At 53.1% G+C, this 19,984-nt stretch carries 15 protein-coding genes, 1 pseudogene and 1 other annotated feature; of the genes and pseudogenes, 5 read left to right on the top strand and 11 right to left on the bottom strand.

The window, feature by feature from the left end:
- Together ETA_RS09210 and pgpB are read right to left on the bottom strand one after the other, a co-directional pair.
- Positions 1–309: a LapA family protein gene (locus ETA_RS09210; RefSeq protein WP_012441358.1), complete on the bottom strand. Its 309-nt coding sequence runs from the start codon at positions 307–309 to the stop codon at positions 1–3.
- A gap of 182 nt (positions 310–491) precedes the next feature.
- Positions 492–1,250 (bottom strand): phosphatidylglycerophosphatase B, encoded by a 759-nt coding sequence (pgpB, locus tag ETA_RS09205; protein ID WP_012441357.1) that lies wholly within the window; start codon positions 1,248–1,250, stop codon positions 492–494.
- Between the two features lie 226 nt (positions 1,251–1,476).
- Between pgpB and ribA the strand changes: the two genes are divergently transcribed.
- Complete coding sequence (ribA, locus tag ETA_RS09200; RefSeq protein ID WP_042958872.1) at positions 1,477–2,067, top strand: GTP cyclohydrolase II; 591 nt, start codon at positions 1,477–1,479, stop codon at positions 2,065–2,067.
- A gap of 74 nt (positions 2,068–2,141) precedes the next feature.
- Here the strand turns inward: ribA and acnA are convergent, their stop codons facing one another.
- The 5 genes from acnA to sohB form a co-directional block, all read right to left on the bottom strand.
- A complete protein-coding gene (acnA, locus tag ETA_RS09195) occupies positions 2,142–4,823 on the bottom strand; it encodes an aconitate hydratase AcnA (RefSeq protein WP_012441355.1) in 2,682 nt (893 codons plus the stop codon).
- A 632-nt stretch (positions 4,824–5,455) separates the two neighbouring features.
- Positions 5,456–5,614 (bottom strand): YmiA family putative membrane protein, encoded by a 159-nt coding sequence (locus ETA_RS19240; RefSeq protein WP_071819173.1) that lies wholly within the window; start codon positions 5,612–5,614, stop codon positions 5,456–5,458.
- Between the two features lie 364 nt (positions 5,615–5,978).
- On the bottom strand, positions 5,979–6,953 hold the full coding sequence (cysB, locus tag ETA_RS09185) for an HTH-type transcriptional regulator CysB (protein ID WP_012441353.1): 975 nt from the start codon (positions 6,951–6,953) through the stop codon (positions 5,979–5,981).
- A 209-nt stretch (positions 6,954–7,162) separates the two neighbouring features.
- Complete coding sequence (gene topA / locus ETA_RS09180) at positions 7,163–9,763, bottom strand: type I DNA topoisomerase (protein ID WP_012441352.1); 2,601 nt, start codon at positions 9,761–9,763, stop codon at positions 7,163–7,165.
- A 530-nt stretch (positions 9,764–10,293) separates the two neighbouring features.
- Positions 10,294–11,343: a protease SohB gene (sohB, locus tag ETA_RS09175; protein WP_012441351.1), complete on the bottom strand. Its 1,050-nt coding sequence runs from the start codon at positions 11,341–11,343 to the stop codon at positions 10,294–10,296.
- Between the two features lie 222 nt (positions 11,344–11,565).
- Here sohB and ETA_RS09170 point away from each other — a divergent pair, with 222 nt between their 5' ends.
- Positions 11,566–12,333 (top strand): YciK family oxidoreductase, encoded by a 768-nt coding sequence (locus ETA_RS09170; protein WP_012441350.1) that lies wholly within the window; start codon positions 11,566–11,568, stop codon positions 12,331–12,333.
- Between the two features lie 132 nt (positions 12,334–12,465).
- On the opposite strand, the gene rluB is transcribed toward ETA_RS09170, so the two are convergent.
- Together rluB and ETA_RS19235 are read right to left on the bottom strand one after the other, a co-directional pair.
- Positions 12,466–13,353 (bottom strand): 23S rRNA pseudouridine(2605) synthase RluB, encoded by an 888-nt coding sequence (gene rluB / locus ETA_RS09165; protein ID WP_012441349.1) that lies wholly within the window; start codon positions 13,351–13,353, stop codon positions 12,466–12,468.
- A gap of 230 nt (positions 13,354–13,583) precedes the next feature.
- A complete protein-coding gene (locus ETA_RS19235) occupies positions 13,584–13,775 on the bottom strand; it encodes a Sua5/YciO/YrdC/YwlC family protein (protein WP_331421885.1) in 192 nt (63 codons plus the stop codon).
- Positions 13,776–13,891: 116 nt separating this feature from the next.
- Between ETA_RS19235 and ETA_RS09160 the strand changes: the two genes are divergently transcribed.
- The gene (locus tag ETA_RS09160; protein WP_012441347.1) at positions 13,892–14,422 is read left to right on the top strand and encodes a DUF2778 domain-containing protein; all 531 of its coding nucleotides are present in this window, start codon (positions 13,892–13,894) and stop codon (positions 14,420–14,422) included.
- Between the two features lie 599 nt (positions 14,423–15,021).
- Here ETA_RS09160 and ETA_RS09150 read toward each other — a convergent pair.
- Together ETA_RS09150 and rnm are read right to left on the bottom strand one after the other, a co-directional pair.
- Positions 15,022–15,642 (bottom strand): L-threonylcarbamoyladenylate synthase, encoded by a 621-nt coding sequence (locus ETA_RS09150; protein WP_012441345.1) that lies wholly within the window; start codon positions 15,640–15,642, stop codon positions 15,022–15,024.
- Complete coding sequence (rnm, locus tag ETA_RS09145; RefSeq protein WP_042958866.1) at positions 15,642–16,553, bottom strand: RNase RNM; 912 nt, start codon at positions 16,551–16,553, stop codon at positions 15,642–15,644. The genes ETA_RS09150 and rnm overlap by 1 nt, the downstream gene beginning before the upstream one ends.
- Before the next feature lie 154 nt (positions 16,554–16,707).
- Positions 16,708–16,805 (top strand) — a sequence feature (Trp leader region).
- 23 nt (positions 16,806–16,828) lie between these two features.
- Here rnm and ETA_RS09140 point away from each other — a divergent pair.
- Positions 16,829–18,391, top strand: coding sequence for an anthranilate synthase component 1 (locus tag ETA_RS09140; protein WP_012441343.1), 1,563 nt, complete (start codon positions 16,829–16,831; stop codon positions 18,389–18,391).
- Positions 18,391–19,982 (top strand): annotated as a pseudogene (gene trpD, locus ETA_RS20400) (bifunctional anthranilate synthase glutamate amidotransferase component TrpG/anthranilate phosphoribosyltransferase TrpD). Before ETA_RS09140 ends, trpD begins: the two are co-directional and overlap by 1 nt.
- Positions 19,983–19,984: the final 2 nt, after the last annotated feature.

The raw sequence follows: 19,984 nt of genomic DNA, 5'->3' as shown, positions 1-19,984 counted from the left end.
TTATTCCTTAGCGACAGATTTCTGTGACGTTGTCACATTGGTATCTGTCTGCCCCAGCTGATGCTGTAAGCGCTTAACTTTACGTTGCGCATGAGACAACGAAATGCGCACCCGCAGCCAGAACAGCCCGCAGATAGCCCACCCCAGCAAAAAGCCCACGGCGAACAATGATGCCAGCAGTGTCGAAATGCTGAACTCTCCCTGCGCCAGCAGATAATTAAACGTCACGACCCGATCGTTATGCGCGCCCAGGGTGACGGAAATGACAAAAATGACCAGAACGACTAAAAAAATAAGCAAGTATTTCACTGTTCATCCCTTAAGCTGGAGTTAACCAGATGAATTATGCCAAAAAAATCGCTTAGATGCTTGCCTGGATGTGCATCAGCTGCAGCACGCGAGCTATTTCACGGTTTGCAGCGACGGTACCCGCCTGACTTCAAGGCAAACACACGATATGGGGCCGAAGAACCACTTTACAATCGGTAATCTTAACGTTCGGCGCGGGTGCGGTCGCAATGTTTTCGTGGTAACGAGGAGTGCGGGCCGCAAAAACGCTGTACCATCAGCGCGGCCAGCGTCACCAGTACTCCACTGATTAACGTGGAAACAATGAGGTCACGCGGCCAGTGCATACCCAACAGCAGACGGCTTCCCATCACCATCATTGCCCAGCCCATGAGTAGCACAACGCTGGTGTAACAACGGCGCGGCCAGAGCAACGCCATCCCCAGCAATGCCCAGGTAGCGGCAAACATGGTATGCCCCGAAGGAAAGGAAAATCCGGTTTCAAATGCCCAGTGCTGCTTTAGCCAGTCCGGGATTTGGTTATTATCCCTTACCGCTTCGCGTACAATTTCACTACGTTGTGAACGTTTTTCGGCATAGAACTGCCGCTGATCGATACCCTGATTTTCACCGAGCCACGTCACATAGGGACGCGGTTCCTGCACGTAATCCTTAACCATACTCTTGGTATATTGTCCGATAAGCAGCGTCGGAGTAATGATCGCCAGCAAAATCACCGCGGATTTCAGGCTCAGGCGCATGCACCAGAGAAACCACCCGCAAAGAATAACGCTTGTCAGTGCCCCCCAGGGGCTGGTGACAGTTTCGGTAAACCAGAACACTATTTTATGGCCCCACCCCATTTCCACCGGCTGCCATCGCCAGCCTGACAGCATCACGGCCAGCGGCATCACCAGTAATAACAGCGTACCAGAGATTGTGCGTTTAAGGATTCCGGTCATTTTTATTCCTTGTCGAGACTCGATATACGGGCTTGTTATAAGAATATCTTTAAAAATAATAACATAACTGTCGTTGTGTTGATAATTGTGCTGTATTACAACAATCGCTACAGGGTATTACCCAACGCCGTAAATGTTGTGGCAAAATAGTAGCATCGTTTACGCCGGATCGTTGACAAAACGCCGTTTACGCCGGCGCAACACCAGAATTTTATTGGAGATTAAGATGCAACTTAAACGGGTGGCTGAGGCCAATCTACCCACGCCCAGGGGAGATTTCCTCATGGTTGGTTTTGAAGAGATTGCAACCGGGCAGGACCATGTCGCACTGGTCTACGGCGATATTTCTGGCAGTGAGCCGGTGCTGGCGCGCGTTCATTCAGAGTGCCTTACGGGGGATGCGCTATTCAGTCTGCGCTGTGACTGCGGCTTCCAGCTGGAGGCTGCGCTGACGCAGATTGCGAAACAGGGCCGCGGGATCCTGCTCTATCATCGTCAGGAAGGGCGCAATATCGGCCTGCTGAACAAGATAAGAGCTTATGCACTGCAGGACAAAGGCTACGATACGGTTGAGGCAAATCATCAACTGGGCTTTGCCGCCGATGAGCGTGACTTCACCCTCTGTGCAGATATGTTCAAACTGCTGGGCGTTAATGAAGTTCGTCTGCTGACCAACAACCCGCGTAAAGTTGAGATCCTGACCGAGGCCGGAATCAATATCGTAGAACGCGTGCCGCTGATCGTAGGGCGCAATCCCAGTAACGCACATTATCTTGATACCAAGGCAGCGAAACTGGGCCACCTGTTGAGTAAATAATCGGCCATTCAGACAGAGGCCACGCAGGAGGCAGGCCAGTTATTGCCTGCAGCGTGGCCGCAACCGGGACCGGGTTATCGCAGCATATTCCTGATAACGTAATGCAGAATGCCGTCATTCTTGTAATACTTCAGCTCGTTGCCGGTGTCGATACGGCAATGAGCGGACAGCACCTCTGCGCTACCGTCCTCTCTTGTCACGGTAACGGATACCGTTCCACCCGGCTTGAGCTGGTTAAGATTTACCACGTCTATCTGCTCATCTCCGGTAAGTCCTAACGTTTTGCGCGTTACGCCCTTTGGAAACTCCAACGGTAATATTCCCATGCCGATCAGGTTTGAACGGTGAATACGCTCAAAAGATTCAGCGATAACGACGCGAACCCCCTGCAACCGCGGACCTTTAGCCGCCCAGTCACGGCTGGACCCCGACCCGTACTCTTTACCCGCAATGACCACCAGCGGGATACCGGCCTGCTTATAGCGCATTGCCGCATCATAAATCGCCATCTGTTCATTACCTGGAATATAACGCGTGATCCCCCCCTCAACGCCGGGAACCATCTCATTGCGGATCCTGATATTGGCAAAGGTGCCGCGCATCATCACCTCATGGTTACCGCGCCTTGACCCATAGGAGTTGAAATCCGCGCGCTCAACGCCGCGTTCCAGCAGATACCGCCCCGCAGGGCTGTCTGCCTTAATACTCCCGGCTGGCGAAATATGGTCTGTTGTCACGGAGTCTCCGAGTATGGCCAGAACACGTGCCTTGAGGATATCCGGCACGGGCTGCGGTTCTTTATCCATGCCGTCAAAAAAGGGTGAAAGGCGGATATACGTCGAGTGGATATCCCAGTTGTAGGTTGCCGCCTCACGGACCTCAATCTGCTGCCATTCTGGCGTGCCGGCAAACACCTCAGCATACTCTTTGTGAAACATGTCGGTGGAGACCAGCTGCACCGCCGCGGCAATTTCTGCCGGGCCTGGCCAGATATCTTTCAGATATACAGCATTGCCGTCAATATCGTCACCAATGGGGTCACTGTCCAGATTAAGCTTCATGTTCCCGGCCAGCGCGTAAGCCACCACCAACGGCGGCGAGGCCAGCCAGTTGGTTTTAACAAAAGGATGAATTCGCCCTTCGAAATTACGGTTACCGGAAAGCACGGCTCCAACCGTCAGATCGCCCTGTCTGATAGCCTTTTCGATTTCATCAGGCAACGGGCCAGAATTACCAATACAGGTGGTGCAGCCATAACCCACCAGATTAAAGCCGAGCTTGTCAAGGTAGGGCGTCAGGCCGGCGCTGGCTAAATAGCCGGAAACCACCTTAGAACCCGGCGCAAGTGAAGCCTTGACCCACGGCTTCGGTTTCAATCCCAGCATCACGGCTTTTTTTGCCAACAGCCCGGCCGCCATCAGCACGCTGGGATTTGAGGTATTCGTACAGGAGGTGATCGCGGCAATAACGACGGCACCCTCTTCCAGTTGGTACTGTTGGCCTGAACGGCTGTCCCGGTAGCTAACCGCTTTACACGGCTTTTGGGCCTGATTAAGCGCCAGCTCGTTGCTGGCAAGGAAAGCGGCGGGAACATCCCTCAATGATACCCGGTCCTGTGGACGCTTAGGCCCGGCCACGCTCGACTCTACGCTGCTCATATCCAGCGCCAGCGTGCTGGTAAAGACAGGTTCATCGCCGCTGTTACGCCATAATCCTTGTGCTCTGGCATAGGCTTCGACCAGCGCCACCTGCTCATGACTGCGCCCTGTGAGTTCCATGTAGCTTAAGGTCACGTCATCGACGGGGAAAAAACCGCAGGTAGCACCGTATTCAGGTGCCATATTGGCAATGGTCGCACGGTCAGCCAGCGGCAGGTCGTCCAGGCCATCGCCATAGAATTCAACAAACTTGCCCACCACGCCGTGCTGACGCAACATCTGGGTCACCGTCAGCACAAGGTCAGTCGCGGTTATCCCGGCCTGTAGCTTACCGCTTAATTTGAAGCCCACAACGTCCGGGATGAGCATTGATACGGGTTGCCCCAACATGGCCGCTTCCGCTTCGATTCCCCCCACACCCCAGCCCAGCACGCCAAGCGCATTGATCATCGTGGTATGCGAATCCGTGCCGACCAGCGTATCTGGGTATGCCACCTCACCATCATCGAGGGTTTCATGCCAGACGGACTGGCCGAGGTATTCAAGATTGACCTGATGGCAAATCCCGGTTCCCGGTGGAACAACGCTAAAGCGGTTGAAGGCTTTTTGTCCCCACCGCAGGAAGGCATAGCGTTCATGGTTGCGTTCCATTTCAAGGCGAACGTTTTCTTCAAACGCGTCATCGTTACCGAAACGATCGACCGTCACCGAATGGTCTATCACCAGGTCAACGGGCGATAAGGGGTTCACTTTTGCCACATCGCCGCCCAGACGCTGTACGGCCTCACGCATGGCGGCCAAATCCACTACGGCCGGAACGCCGGTAAAGTCTTGCATCAGCACCCTGGCCGGGCGGTAGGCAATTTCACGATCAGCGTGCCCATGTTTTAACCATGCCGCCAGGGCGCGAATATCTTCTGTGGTAACGGAATCGTCATCCTGCCAGCGCAGTAGATTTTCCAGCAGCACTTTCAGTGATTTAGGCAAGCGCGAAATGTCGCCCAGTTCAGCGGCCGCCTTGCTAAGACTAAAATAGTGATACTGCTGTTGTTTAACGTTCAGTATATCCTGACTGAGTTGTCGTAGGGTTAACGGCATGGCTCCTCCATTCTTGTTATATATTTGACATAACCATAGAAAGCACAGGGTTAGCTATAAACATAGCACAAGCTGGAGGCCGCACCTCAGCGGCACCGCGATGAGATAACGGCTGATACAAAAAGAGATAAAAAAAACGCCTCGCCGTGGGGAACGGCGAGGCGTTAATATTATGACGCTTGGGTGATTCTCATAAGCGCACGCTTGAGCTTTTCTTCCGCTCCAGGCACGCTGCGAGCTAACTAAACTGAAGTTTTCAGCCGGCTGCCCTATTTATTTGTGTTAAGGAAATATTATCTTTCTTCATACTGGTGACACAAGAAAAGTCAGATCGGGCATCTTACTTAATCAACGGCTGAACTATCACAGCCAGATAACTTCACCGGAGAAAGGAAATAGTTTAACTATTTGTAAATAGTACTCACCTGGTTACTGGGAAAATAGTCACGTACTTAGTTATTTTGCGTTTTTATCTTCGAGCATTGACTGTATAAAATTACGTTGCAATTTACTGATATCCCATGATGACGGGATTTTCACCAGAGGGTCATTGTGACTCTCTTTAACCGTTTGACAGAAGCCTTCATGTGACATGCTGACTTCTCCGGCCTGGCGCTGAGTGACGTACATAGTTACTCCCAGAGACACCAAACAGATAGCGCCACCACTAGCCAAAACAGCGCGCTGGCAGCAAATACGGTTATCCAGGCTCTACGTTTCACGTTACCTGAACGCTTAGCAATGATAACCTTACCCCCGAATTCGGGTTGGGCAGAGACTCTTGTAGCCATAATGTTGACAACCACCTCGTTAATGAATGCATGGAAATTTCAGGATTAATCCTAAACATTTAGCACTGCAAAATCCAGAGTTATTTAATTTTAAAATGTCAGTTAATATTTATTTAAGCTTAAGAAGAATCAATTCAAAGTATAACTTATGCGAATGAAAGCAATTCTCATTTGGGCTGCACACCTGCTAAAAGAAAGCGCGTACATCTAATCTAAAAAATAAAAAGGAAACAGGGTGTGATCAATGATTCATTTAGCAGAATATTTTATTCACAATATTACCGTTTAGATTAATAGGTAACTTCAATTAAAAAAAAAGGGCCCTGAACAGGCCCGATAAAAACATTGCTTATTATGTGGATTACTATTTCAAGGGTAGTTTGATATCTTTAAACATCGCTTCAATATCATCATTTGAGCGTAAGGCTACGGCGGTATCGACAACATCGCGCGTCAGGTGAGGCGCGAAACGTTGGATAAAATCATACATATAGCTGCGCAGGAAGGTACTGCGGCGAAAGCCTATTTTCGTGGTGCTGTAGGTAAATACGTCGGTAGCTTCAATTCTGACTAAATCAGGATCGGAAACTGGATCAACCGCCATGCTTGCAATGACCCCCACCCCCAGCCCAAGTCTGACGTAAGTCTTGATAACATCTGCATCAGTGGCAGTAAAAACGATATGCGGCGTCAGGCCGGCACGATTGAAAGCGGTATCAAGCTCCGAACGACCCGTGAAGCCAAAGGTATAGGTCACCAGCGGATATTCTGCCAGCTCTTCAATCGATACTTTGCTTTTGCCCGCCAGTGGATGATCGGGAGTAACCACGATGGCCCGATTCCAGTGGTAGCAGGGTAGCATGATCAAATCGTCGTACAAATGCAGAGCTTCGGTTGCGATGGCGAAGTCGGCGTTGCCTTTCGACACGGCTTCAGCAATCTGTGTTGGCGACCCCTGGTGCATATGCAGGGAAACGCGGGGGTAACGTTCAATAAAGCCTTTGATCACATTGGGTAGAGCATAACGTGCCTGGGTGTGGGTTGTTGCGACATAAAGCGAACCTTTATCCGGCCAGGTATGTTCACCTGCAACGGATTTTATCGCATCAACCTTCGACAGCACTTCACGTGCGATGCGGATGATCTCCTGCCCTGCCGGAGTGACCTGAGTCAGATGCTTGCCACTCCGGGCAAAAATCTGAATACCTAACTCATCCTCCAGCATACGCACCTGCTTACTGATACCGGGTTGAGAAGTATAGAGACCTTCGGCCGTCGAAGAGACATTGAGATTATGATTCACCACTTCAACGATGTAACGCAGCTGCTGCAATTTCATTTAGTATTCCATCCAGGGTGGGGCAAGGCGAAGAGAAACCGGAGGGAGGATTCAGTACCGGCCTAATGCAATAAAATAATAAGAAAAGACATATCTATAACAACTATATCAAATGTGGCAGATATGTATAGCATCACTCGGGGAAACCTGGAGGGAACAATAAACGGGGGCAGCATGCTCTAAGCTGCCCCCGCGGAAACCTGGCAAACTTATTTCTTCGCAGCCACTTCCCATTTACCGTCGACAAAGAAGGCCGACCAGCCGGTGGCTTTGCCGTCTTTCTCCGTACTAACGTACTGCTGTTTAGTTTTGCGGCTAAAACGCACTACCGATTTGTTGCCATCAGCGTCTTCAGCAGGCGCGTCAGCCAGATAGCGCAATTTTTCTGGCAGGCGATCGCGGAAGCGCTGAAGTTCTTCTACCTGTGGCGCGCGCGTCTCACGCGACTTAGGAAACGTGTTCGCCGCAAGGAACACGCCAGCCGCACCGTCACGCAGTACGAAGTACGCATCTGACTTTTCGCAGACCAGCTCGGGTAGCGGCACCGGATCTTCTTTCGGCGGCGCTACGTCACCGTTACGCAGAATTTTTCGCGTGTTTTTGCAATCTTCGTTGGTGCAGGCCATGTATTTACCAAAACGCCCCATCTTCAGATGCATTTCAGAACCACACTTCTCGCATTCTACTATCGGGCCGTCATAGCCTTTGATACGGAACTCGCCCTGTTCGATTTCATAGCCATCGCACTCGGGGTTGTTACCACAAACATGCAGCTTACGCTGATTATCAATCAGGTAGCTATCCATCGCGGTACCGCATTTATCACAGCGACGGCGCGCGCGCAGCGCGTTAGTTTCCGCATCATCACCTTCAAGAATGTTAAGCACTTCATTCTCGGGGATCAGGTTGATGGTCTGTTTACAGCGCTCTTTAGGTGGCAGAGCATAACCGGAGCAGCCAAGGAAAACCCCGGTACTCGCGGTGCGGATCCCCATCTGGCGGCTACAGGTCGGGCATTCGATAGACGTCAGCACCATCTGGTTGGGCTGCATGCCGCCCTCTTCCGGGTCTTTTTCAGCCTGTTCCAGCTGCTGGCTGAACTCGCCAAAGAATTTATCAAGCACCGTTTTCCACTGCGCTTCGTTATTCGCCACCTTATCAAGGTTATCTTCCATGTGCGCGGTGAAGTCATAATTCATCAACTCGCGGAAGTTCTCTTCAAGGCGATCGGTCACGATCTCCCCCATTTTTTCCGCGTAAAAACGACGGCTTTCGACCTTTACGTAGCCACGATCCTGGATAGTCGAAATAATAGAGGCGTAGGTGGATGGACGGCCAATACCGCGCTTTTCCAGTTCTCGCACCAGTGATGCTTCACTGAAACGGGCGGGCGGCTTGGTAAAGTGTTGGCTTGGCAGCAGCTGTTGCAGACTCAGCTCGCTGCCCACCTCTACCGCGGGCAGCGTACGTTCATCGTCACCCTTGCGTAGCGCGGGCATCACGCGCGTCCAGCCATCAAAGCGCAGCGTACGCCCTTTCGCCTTGAGTTTAAAATCGGCGGCTTCGACGGTCAGTGTGGTCGAGTCGTACTGCGCCGGCATCATCTGGCAGGCGACGAACTGACGCCAAATCAGCTGATAAAGCTTTTGTGCGTCCGCTTCCATATCTTTCAGCTGCTCAGACTGTATCTTCACATCTGAAGGGCGGATGGCTTCGTGCGCTTCCTGTGAATTCTCTTTGCTGCTGTAAATGTTGGCGGTTTTAGGCAGATATTTCGCACCAAATTCATCTTCGACGTAACCGCGCACCATGCTTACCGCATCCTGACTCAGGTTGGTGGAGTCAGTACGCATATAGGTAATATGACCCGCCTCGTACAGGCGTTGTGCCATCATCATGGTCTTTTTCACCCCGAATCCGAGGCGCGTGCTGGCGGCCTGCTGTAGGGTCGAGGTGATATAAGGTGCGCCGGGCTTACTGCTGGTCGGTTTATCTTCGCGATCGACCACCGTGAAGCGCGCATTTTCCAACACGCTGACGGCCGCATAGGTTTGGTCACGATTCACCGGGCGGAAAGGCTTATCATGCTGGTGCGTCACCTGCATCGGCAGGTCGATGCCCTTTGGTGTGGTCAGGTCGGCATTCAGATCCCAATACTCTTCGGGCACGAAAGCTTTAATTTCGCGTTCACGCTCAACAACCAGACGCACCGCTACCGACTGCACGCGTCCGGCGGAAAGTCCACGCGCCACCTTCTTCCACAGAAGTGGTGAGACCATATAGCCAACGACGCGGTCCATAAAACGCCGTGCCTGCTGTGCATTGACACGATCGATATTCAGTTCACCAGGCTTATCAAAGGCCTGATGAATGGCATTCTTGGTGATTTCATTAAACACCACGCGGCTGTAGCGCGACTCATCACCGCCGATCACTTCCCGCAGGTGCCATGCGATGGCTTCCCCTTCGCGGTCAAGGTCGGTAGCGAGATAGATATGGTCAGCTTTTTCCGCCAACGCTTTTAGTTCAGCAACGACTTTTTCTTTACCGGGGAGGATCTGGTAATTTGCTTCCCAGTGATGAAAAGGGTCAACGCCCATTCGGCTGACGAGCGCCGTCTTCGCGTCCTTTTTGACCTTTTTAGTGGTTTTACTGGTTGTAGAGTCAGTGCTCTTTTTAACTGTTGATCCACTTATCGGCAAATCGCGGATGTGACCCACGCTGGATTTCACCACGTAGTCATTACCGAGATATTTATTGATCGTTTTGGCTTTTGCCGGGGACTCAACTATTACGAGAGCTTTTCCCATAGTTACCTTTACCTGATTAAAACATCCGAGAGTAATTTGTACCGTCTTCCTGAAGTCTCGCCGCGCACCAAAGACATAAAGTTATCGGGGAAACGAACTCAACCCGTACAACCTTTCATCAATATCGGTACGCAAAGTATCGATACAACGTATTGATTAACGGCCTTTTTTACCGCCTGTTAAGCGCATATCTAACAAAGCGTAAAGTCTGTTTTACGCCCGGAACCCGAAACGCCCACACTCTACCTGATAAAATCTGTTACGCAACTTAATTAGCATTAAGGCGCAATTTACGCCAGAAAAGGAAGCCAAAAAAAGACGCAATTTACAACTTAACCCCAGATTTTCGCTTTTATCCTGGAGAAAAAAGGCATTCCACATGCGAACGTGATAAATGAGAGAGGCTCACAATGTGAGAAGTGTCTTGGCGGCTTTATCTTTGGCCTGACGGGCTGTTATCGGTACGCCCTTATCTCTCGCCATCGGCCAAATCCTCAGTCAGAGGCCCGCGGCAGCGGGCCTGTTACCCGCTACAGCAGGGGTTTATTGCCTCGCTGCCAGAGACGTAGCAGCAGGCGCTCCAGACTGGAGGAAGCGCTATGGGTAAAGCGATCCATCAAGCCCTTGCGTCGGGCGTAGCGTATCCCTATCACCTGGTGCTTTGCCATCTTATCGATAATCAAATCGTCGCTGGTGCTGATGGCATCCACCAGGCCTTTTTCCAGCGCCTGGGTACCATACCAGTGCTCGCCCGTGGCGACGCTGTCAATATCCAAAGCGGGCCGCATTTGATGAACAAACTGCTTAAACAACAGATGGGTTTCATTCAGATCCTCACGGAACTTCTCACGCCCCTGCTCGGTATTCTCACCAAACAGCGTCAGGGTTCGCTTGTATTCCCCGGCCGTGTGCATCTCAACGTCGATTTCATTGCGTTTCAGCAGGCGGTTAAAGTTTGGGATCTGTGCCACAACCCCGATGGAGCCAATAATAGAGAACGGCGCGGCAACGATACGGTCAGCCACGCAGGCCATCATATAACCTCCGCTGGCCGCTACCTTGTCCACGGCCACCGTAAGCGTAATACCTTTATCACGCAGACGCTGTAGCTGCGAAGCCGCCAGACCATAGCCGTGTACCACGCCACCCGGGCTCTCGAGGCGCAACAGAACTTCATCACCCTTTTCGGCTACCGCCATTACCGCAGACACTTCCTCGCGCAGGGATGAGACCTCGCTGGCATCCATGCTGCCTTTAAAATCAATAACGTAGAGCGTTGACCTCTCGTCTTCCAACACCTGTCCAGACTTCGCCCGTTGTTTGGCAACCTTTGCCTCGTGCTTGTCCTTTTTTTTCTGCTCTTTATTCCACAGCTTCTGCTGTGTGGGTTTCATCTTTGCCAGGCGCATTCTGTCCTGCATGTCCGTATAATTCTCATCCAGTCGGGTAAGATTAAGCTGTCCGGCACCGCCGCGCTTTCTTAACGCAAGATGAGTCATGATCAGCGCGATAGCCGCAATCGCCACCACCACGGTGACCGTTTTCGCGAGGAAAAGTCCGTAATAAGAGAGTAGCTCCACTCAATCCACCTTAGATTACATTATGTTAGAGATAGGGTCAGTGTAGCTGAGTCATCGTCTGGCGTCGCCTGTAACCCGTTAACTAAAGATGAACAGGCGTCCAAAATTATTGAACGAATCGCTTATTTCAGGCATAACTCACTATCTCCAGTACCTGCGAGGGTTTACAGCAAATAATGCGGTGGGATAGCGCCATACAGGCCCATTGCTAAGGAAATTGACATGCATTATCAACCTAAAAACGACCTGCTAAATAACCGCATCATTCTGGTAACAGGTGCCAGCGACGGCATCGGGCGCGAGGCGGCTCTGACCTATGCCCGTTACGGTGCCCAGGTGATACTTTTAGCCCGCAACGCAGAAAAGCTGCTACAGGTCAGTAAAGAAGTCGCCGCCTGTAGTCCAACAAAACGGCCGGCGGTCTGGTTTTCACTTGATTTGGAACAGGCAACGGCGGAAGAATGCCGGCAGCTGGCGCACTCCCTGGAAGAGCAAATTCCGCACCTTGATGGAGTGTTGCACAATGCGGGACTGCTGGGTGACGTCCTGCCAATGGAGCAACAGGACCCGGCTATCTGGCAGCGGGTGATGCGTGTGAATATTGACGCCACCTTCTTTTTGACCCAGGCCCTTCTGCCGCTGCTGCTGAAATCGCCGTCCGCTTCTCTGGTCTTCACCTCCTCCAGCGTAGGCCGCAAGGGCCGTGCCGGCTGGGGCGCTTATTCCGTGTCTAAATTCGCCACCGAAGGCATGATGCAGGTTCTGGCGCAGGAATACGATCCGCTTCGGCTGCGCGTCAACTGCATCAACCCTGGCGGCACGCGCACCAAAATGCGCGCCAGTGCCTTCCCTGATGAAGAGCCGACAAAACTGAAAACCCCTGCCGACATCATGCCTCTTTATCTTTGGCTAATGGGTGATGACAGCATAAATAGCAGCGGGATCAGTTTCGATGCTCAGCCGGAGCGAGAACCGGGAGCAGCAGAATAAACGATGAAAAGAGATGTAGCGGGACGGGAACAGCCCCGGGGCGCGAAAACGCGTGACCCGCGGGTTTCACTTCCCGCGTATCGGCCTCGCGAAAAAAAGGGGCCGAAAGGCCCCTGACAGGTATGCGGGCAGTTAACCCTGCTGGCGCTTCGACGAACGTCGACCGCTGCCTGGCTTACTCACCTTGGTGGTGGTATGGCGTTTTACCGCACGGCGGATTTGATTCGTCTTGGTGCGACGGCGATCTTTTTCAACCGGTACTTTACTCACGGTTTCAGGCGCCAGTCCGACCAGTTCGCGCAAATAGTTAGTCGGTGCCAGATCCAGCTCGGTCCAACCGCCGCGCGGTAAACCTTTCGGCAAATCAATATCGCCGTAGCGTACGCGGATCAGGCGGCTGACCTGCACACCAACCGCTTCCCACAGACGACGAACCTCGCGGTTACGCCCTTCTGTCAGCGTCACGTTGTACCACTGGTTGATGCCTTCCCCCCCGGTAAACTTGAGGGTTTTAAACGCCGCCGGGCCATCTTCCAGCTGAACGCCACGACTCAGCTGTTTAATTTTCTCATCATCTACCGCACCAAATACGCGCACGGCATATTCACGCTCAACTTCACGACTGGGGTGCATCAGGCGATTTGCCAGCTCACCGTCGGTGGTGAACAGCAGCAGACCACAGGTGTTCACATCCAGACGCCCTACCGCTACCCAGCGTGCGCCGCGCAGTTTCGGCAGACGATCAAACACCGTTGGCCGCCCTTCCGGGTCATTACGCGTGCAGAGCTCACCTTCCGGCTTGTAATAAGCCAGGACGCGGCACACTTCGCTGATAGATTCACTGACCGGCACAACATGGCCATCAATGCGGATTTTCAAGGATACGCTTGGCTCAACGCGGTCGCCCAGCGTGGCCAGCTTGCCGTCCACGCTGACGCGTCCGGCGGAGATCATGGTTTCGATTTCACGACGGGAACCGTGCCCGGCGCGTGCTAACACTTTCTGTAACTTTTCGCTCATGGAGCTACCTCTGTGTCGCCTTCCCAGGCGTCATGATAAATAATTTCTTTTATTTTCAATAATTTAACTTGAAATTGCGCTGCTATTATACAGCCTTTCATCAACGGTGTAACCCTGTTTTATTGTGCAATAGCGTTGTACGGTCATGAGAGAAAACTGCACCAGCAAAAGAGATATTTTTTAAAGGATCACCGCCTTGAAAAGCTTTCCCACGACGATTTTTTTTGTCATCAACGGAACGGCTGAACGTCACCCACGCCTTCACGCACCACTTCCGGCGCATCCTCGGTTAGATCGATCACCGTGGTTGGCTGCTGGCCGAGATAGCCGCCATGAATAATCAAGTCCACCAGCTTGCCAAGCACATCCTCTGCTCTTGTACAAATTGGTTCATCCAATTTAGCTTCGGGAGGCGGTAGCAGGTCAGGAATTGCCGCCGGTTTAAAGCGACTTCCTGTTTTCTGAAATGACAGGGTCAAACTGGATCACCCCATTAATCCGTATTAACATAAGTTGCAACCAAACAGGGAGTTAAGTTATGCAAATTTGCATGATGGACTACAACGATGCGTCACCAGACCGTAAAAGACTTAAGCTGCATGTCTACGGGGTGGGAACATTTTCGGTGTTTTCAGGTATTGAGCCTGTCACCAACATAGCCGAATGCGCCTTTATAAGGAATGCAGCACTACCCGTCGGGACATACTGGATAGTCGATGCGCCTGAGGGAAGTTTTGCCAACAGGGTTGAGCGATTTATAAAAGATTTTAAGAACGGTACAAATCACTCTGAATGGTTCGGCCTGTATAACGCCAGAACAATGAGCGATCACGTGTTCGTTAATGGCGTCGACAGAGGTTCATTTCGCCTTCACCCCTTGCGCCCAAATGGTGAGGGTGAGTCCTGGGGATGTATTACGTTCTACAATATTTCCGATTTTCAGTTAGTCAGAAATTCCCTACTCAAACGCAAGAAAGTCAGGGTTCCTGGTGGTAAAGGTTTAACGGCATACGGGCGTATAGATGTAACAGGGAGGACTGATTATGCGTCATGTCAGGTTAAGAACTAATATTCTGATTGGCTTGCTGTGCTTAGTGGCTTCATTTTTCATTGTTCTGTTTCCGTTGGGCGCGTTGGTAGATAACCTTTCCCAGATCGGTAATGATTTCTTAAACAAGACCGGGCTGGGATTTGCAGACGGTGAGTCTGACCCCTCATTCCTTTGGGTGGTGGGTATTTTGATGCTGATCGTAACATTCATAATGATGACAATCATCTCAAAGATATGCCATCGCTATCAGTCTAAGAAAAAGTAGCAAGGAAGCCAAAAGGCTCCCTTTTCTTTAATACCCGTCAATATACGTCCGCCACTTTAGCGGAACCTCTTATCTGCTAATGTAGAAAAAATTCATATCTCAGTACGTTGACGCTGGTGCCAGTGCGCGACAAAGTTAAATGTATTCCCTAAATGAATATCCCCTTTTTTATCAACGCCAAACGAGAATTCAGTTGAAACCAACTCGTCAGGATCAGAATGAGAGATATCATACATCCGCGTGTTCGGGTTTCACTGGCAACAGGATGCGGGCCTTGTTATCACGCACGGTCGCAGTGGTATTAATCCATAAAAAGGGCGCTACTGCGTTGCGGCAAAGGACCGCAGACTCATCATCGGAACGGCTGAACGTCACCCACGCCTTCACGCACCACTTCCGGCGCATCCTCGGTTAAATCAATCACCGTGGTTGGCTGCTGGCCGAGATAACCGCCGTGGATAATTAAGTCCACCAGCTTGCCAAGCTCATCCTGAATCGCTTCGGGGTCGGACTCGGTAAAGTCATTGCCCGGCAATATCAGCGATGTTGACATCATCGGCTCGTTAAGCGCTTCCAGCAGCGCAAGCGCGATCGGATTTGAAGGAACGCGCAGGCCGATGGTTTTGCGTTTTTCACTCATCAGACGGCGCGGCACCTCTTTGGTCGCCTTGAGAATAAAGGTGTAGTTGCCCGGCGTATTGTTTTTGATCAGACGAAAGGCGGTATTGTCGACGTAGGCGTAGGTAGACAGCTCGGAGAGATCGCGGCACATCAGGGTAAAGTTGTGGTTGCCGTCCAGTTTACGGATGCGGCAAATACGCTCAAGAGCGTTTTTATCTTCCAGCTTACAGCCCAGGGCATAGCCGGAATCGGTAGGGTAGACGATCACGCTGCCCTTATTTAACATCTCTACCGCCTGCTTGATCAGACGCGGCTGGGGATTATCCGGGTGGATATAAAAAAACTGACTCATCACTCACCTCTTATCGAAGATTCCTGGCTACAAACGGATTCTGTAATATCAGGGAACCGCTGCCAGACGGACTCTACGCCGCCGGGCAGCCACAATTTTTTGCCCAGCTCAATCCACGGGCATGCCTGATGGAAGTCAGACCCCTGCGAGGCGGCCAGCTGATAATCCTGGGCGTAGCGCGCCAGCTGCTGGCGTTCATTGGGTGCCTGCTGACACTGGGCAACTTCCATCGCGTCGCCACCCAATTCGCTGAAATGCGCCAGCAGGCGCTTCAGCCATTTGGCAGACAGGCCGTAGCGCCCCGGATGGGCCACGATCGCCCTTCCGCCGGATTGATGAATAGCATCAATGGCTTGCTCAATGGTACACCACTGCGGCGGCACATAGCCGGTTTTGCCACGCGCGAGATAATTTTTGAATACCTGCTGCATATTATCGGCTTTGCCCGCTGCAATAAGGAAACGCGCAAAATGCCCGCGCGTCACGGCGCCCCCTTCAGCCAGCGCCAGCGCCCCGGCCAACGCCCCCGGGATATGCGCTTTCTCCAGCCGTTCGGCGATAAGCTGCGCCCGCGCCAGCCGCCGCCCGGCCTGCCCGGCGAGGAACGCGATCATCCCCGGATGGGCGATGTCGATCCCCAGTCCGACGATATGAATTTCATGGTTTTCCCACAGCGTGGAGATTTCAACACCGCTTATTAGCCGTAGCGGCAGCTGATGGCGCGCAATGGCCTCGCGTGCCGGGATAATGCCATCGGTCGTATCATGGTCAGTGATCGCCAGCACCCCCACGCGCTGCTCTACGGCGCGCAGTACCAGCTGCTCCGGCGTCAGTAAACCATCGGAGGCGCGCGTGTGGCTATGGAGATCGTAGATAGGGAAAGCACTGACTGGGGTAGTAACGGCTGTCAAAACAACTCCGGGCATGCGGGAACACAGTGCATCATGATAGCCTGAATCTCCCTAAGTAAAAAAGAGTATTGACTTTTTTACCTCGAACTAGTTAACTAGTACGCAAGTTCACAAACAGGGTATCTGTCTCATGGCATACGTATTCACTTTAATGACTGGCTGGTGGCGCACTTCTCCCTGACGGGCGAAGCTGTCATGCACGGTTATCACGATGTGCAGATACTCAGGCCCGCATAACGCGGGCTTTTTTTTGAGCAAAATACAGAGAACATCTTATGCAAAATGTCAAACCAACAGTGAAGTTGATTACCGCCAGCGCCCCCTATCGTGAAGATCCGGCTGCGGTTTTCCATCAGCTCTGCGCGGCGCGTTCAGAAACGCTGCTGCTGGAGTCTGCCGATGTTGACAGTAAATGCAATCTGAAAAGCCTGCTGATTGTTGACAGTGCGCTGCGCATCAGCGCGCTGGATAATCGCGTGCAGATCGCGGCACTGTCGGCCAACGGTCGAGCGCTGCTGCCCCTGCTGGACGCCGTATTGCCTTCTTCGGTGACCAACCGTGTGCATCCTGACGGCCGTGAGCTGGTCTTCCCCCTCAATGACGAGCTCCAGGATGAAGATGCTAATCTGCGCACCCTGTCAGTGTTTGATGCGCTACGCCTGATCCCCACGCTGGTTCAGTCTCCGCAGGAAGAGCGCGAGGCCATGCTGTTTGGCGGGCTGTTTGCCTACGATCTGGTCGCCGGTTTTGAAAAGCTGCCTGAACTCAACAACCAGCAGCGCTGCCCGGACTACTGCTTCTATCTGGCGGAAACCCTGCTGGTTATCGATCATCAAACGCAGACTGCCCGCCTGCAGGCCAGCCTGTTTACTTCCGAAGCGTCTGAGTTCCTGCGCCTGCAAAGCCGCATAAAACAGCTGCATGACCAGATGACAAATCCCGCAGACGCTTTACCGGTGCAAAAGGTCGACAGCATGCGGCTTAGCGTCAGCCAGAGCGATGAGGAATACTGCGCCGTGGTGCGCCAAATGCAGGAGGCCATCCGCATAGGAGAAATTTTTCAGGTTGTGCCCTCTCGCCGCTTTTCCCTGCCGTGCCCGTCACCGCTGGCCGCTTATGACACGTTGAAAAACAGCAATCCCAGCCCGTATATGTTCTTTATGCAGGATCGTGACTTCAGCCTGTTTGGCGCCTCGCCGGAGAGCTCGCTGAAATACGAAGCCGCCAGCAATCAAATCGAAATCTACCCGATTGCCGGCACGCGCCCGCGTGGACGTCACGCGGACGGCTCGCTTGACCGCGATCTTGACAGCCGTATCGAGCTGGAGATGCGCACAGATCATAAAGAGATGGCCGAACATCTGATGCTAGTCGACCTGGCGCGTAACGATCTGGCGCGTATCTGTCAGCCCGGCACGCGATATGTTGCCGACCTGACCAAAGTCGATCGCTACACCTTCGTGATGCACCTGGTCTCTCGCGTTGTCGGCCAGCTGCGCAACGATATCGACGTACTCCACGCCTATCGCGCCTGTATGAACATGGGCACGCTGAGCGGTGCGCCAAAAGTGCGTGCCATGCAGCTGATTGCCAAAGCCGAAGGCACAAGGCGCGGCAGCTACGGCGGCGCGGTGGGTTACTTCACCGCCAGCGGCGATCTCGACACCTGTATCGTCATCCGCTCTGCGTACGTAGAAGACGGCATGGCAACGGTACAGGCCGGTGCCGGCGTCGTACTGGACTCTAATCCGCAGGCGGAAGCGGATGAAAGCCGCAATAAAGCGCGTGCGGTTCTGCGCGCCATCGCTACCGCTCATCATTGCCAGGAGATTTTCTGATGGCCGATATTCTGCTGCTTGATAACTTTGACTCATTCACCTACAACCTCGTTGACCAGCTGCGTACCTTCGGCCATCAGGTGACGATCTACCGTAATAACGTGCCGGCAGAGACCCTGATTGCTCGCCTGGAAAAGATGGAAAATCCGGTGCTGGTGCTGTCGCCCGGCCCCGGTGCTCCTTCGCAAGCGGGCTGTATGCCAGAGCTACTCCGGCAGCTGCGCGGCCGCCTGCCGATAGTGGGCATCTGCCTGGGACATCAGGCGATAGTCGAAGCTTACGGCGGCCACGTGGGCCAGGCCGGGGAAATCCTGCATGGTAAGGCCTCCGCCATCACTCATGACGATCGGGGGATGTTTGCCGGACTGAGCAACCCGCTGCCGGTAGCGCGCTATCACTCTCTGGTCGGCAGCAATATTCCCGCCGGACTGACCGTCAATGCCACCTTTAACGATATGGTGATGGCGGTGCGCGATGACGCTAACCGCGTATGCGGCTTCCAGTTCCATCCGGAATCCATTCTGACCAGCCAGGGGGCACGACTGCTGGAACAAACCCTCGCCTGGGCGCTGGCGTAATCAAGGAGCCATTGATGAATACTATCCTGGAAAAATTATATCAGTCAGAGGTCCTGACGCAGGTCGAAAGCCAGCAGCTGTTCACCGCGATTATTACCGGGCAGCTGGCCCCGACCCAGCTGGCTGCCGCGCTGATAGCCATGAAGGTGCGCGGCGAAACGCCGCAGGAGATTGCCGGGGCGGCGACCGCCCTGCTGGCCGACGCCAAACCCTTCCCGCGCCCGGATTATCCCTTTGCCGATATCGTAGGCACCGGCGGCGATGGCAGTAACAGCATCAATATCTCCACCTCCAGCGCCTTTGTCGCGGCGGCTTGTGGCGTAAAGGTGGCGAAACACGGCAATCGCAGCGTCTCCAGCCAGTCCGGCTCGTCAGATTTGCTCGCGGCCTTTGGCATCAGCCTCGATTTACCGGCGGAACAGGCGCGCCAGGCGCTGGATGAGCTGAACGTCTGTTTCCTGTTTGCCCCGCAGTATCACAGCGGTTTCCGCCACGCGATGCCGGTACGCAAAGAGCTGAAAACTCGCACTATTTTCAATGTGCTCGGGCCGTTGATAAACCCGGCGCGTCCACCGCTGGCGGTGATCGGCGTCTACAGTCCGCAGCTGGTTCTGCCGATTGCCGAAACGCTGAAGATGCTGGGTTATCAGCGTGCGGCGGTAGTACACGGCGGCGGAATGGATGAAGTCGCGCTGCACAGTGCCACACAGGTGGCTGAACTGCGCGACGGCGAGATAACCCGTTATCAGCTGACGCCGGACGACTTCGGTTTGAGCAGTCACCCGCAGGAGGCGCTGGCCGGGGGTTCGCCGGAAGAAAACCGTGACATTCTGACGCGATTACTCCAGGGTAAAGGCCAGCTGGCTCACGAAGAAGCCGTGGCGGCAAACGTCGCCCTGCTGCTGAAAATGTTTGGCCATGAAGATTTACGGGACAATGCTCAACGGGCGCTGGCAACCATTCGTAGCGGCAAAGCCTGGCAGCATGTGGCCGCACTGGCAGAAAGAGGATAATT

The organism is Erwinia tasmaniensis Et1/99 (assembly GCF_000026185.1).
In the GTDB taxonomy this organism is placed as follows: domain Bacteria; phylum Pseudomonadota; class Gammaproteobacteria; order Enterobacterales; family Enterobacteriaceae; genus Erwinia; species Erwinia tasmaniensis.
The sequence above is the reverse complement of the archived record's forward strand: the minus strand, read 5'-3'. Positions and strand labels throughout refer to the sequence as shown.

Excerpts from the sequence above, each read along its gene's own strand:
- ETA_RS19240 (WP_071819173.1), bottom strand. The coding sequence starts at position 5,614 with ATGGCTACAAGAGTCTCTGCCCAACCCGAATTCGGGGGTAAGGTTATC.
- topA (WP_012441352.1), bottom strand. The coding sequence starts at position 9,763 with ATGGGAAAAGCTCTCGTAATAGTTGAGTCCCCGGCAAAAGCCAAAACG.
- acnA (WP_012441355.1), bottom strand. The coding sequence starts at position 4,823 with ATGCCGTTAACCCTACGACAACTCAGTCAGGATATACTGAACGTTAAA.
- ETA_RS09160 (WP_012441347.1), top strand. The coding sequence starts at position 13,892 with ATGCAAATTTGCATGATGGACTACAACGATGCGTCACCAGACCGTAAA.
- rluB (WP_012441349.1), bottom strand. The coding sequence starts at position 13,353 with ATGAGCGAAAAGTTACAGAAAGTGTTAGCACGCGCCGGGCACGGTTCC.
- ribA (WP_042958872.1), top strand. The coding sequence starts at position 1,477 with ATGCAACTTAAACGGGTGGCTGAGGCCAATCTACCCACGCCCAGGGGA.
- pgpB (WP_012441357.1), bottom strand. The coding sequence starts at position 1,250 with ATGACCGGAATCCTTAAACGCACAATCTCTGGTACGCTGTTATTACTG.
- ETA_RS09150 (WP_012441345.1), bottom strand. The coding sequence starts at position 15,642 with ATGAGTCAGTTTTTTTATATCCACCCGGATAATCCCCAGCCGCGTCTG.
- ETA_RS09170 (WP_012441350.1), top strand. The coding sequence starts at position 11,566 with ATGCATTATCAACCTAAAAACGACCTGCTAAATAACCGCATCATTCTG.
- cysB (WP_012441353.1), bottom strand. The coding sequence starts at position 6,953 with ATGAAATTGCAGCAGCTGCGTTACATCGTTGAAGTGGTGAATCATAAT.
- ETA_RS09140 (WP_012441343.1), top strand. The coding sequence starts at position 16,829 with ATGCAAAATGTCAAACCAACAGTGAAGTTGATTACCGCCAGCGCCCCC.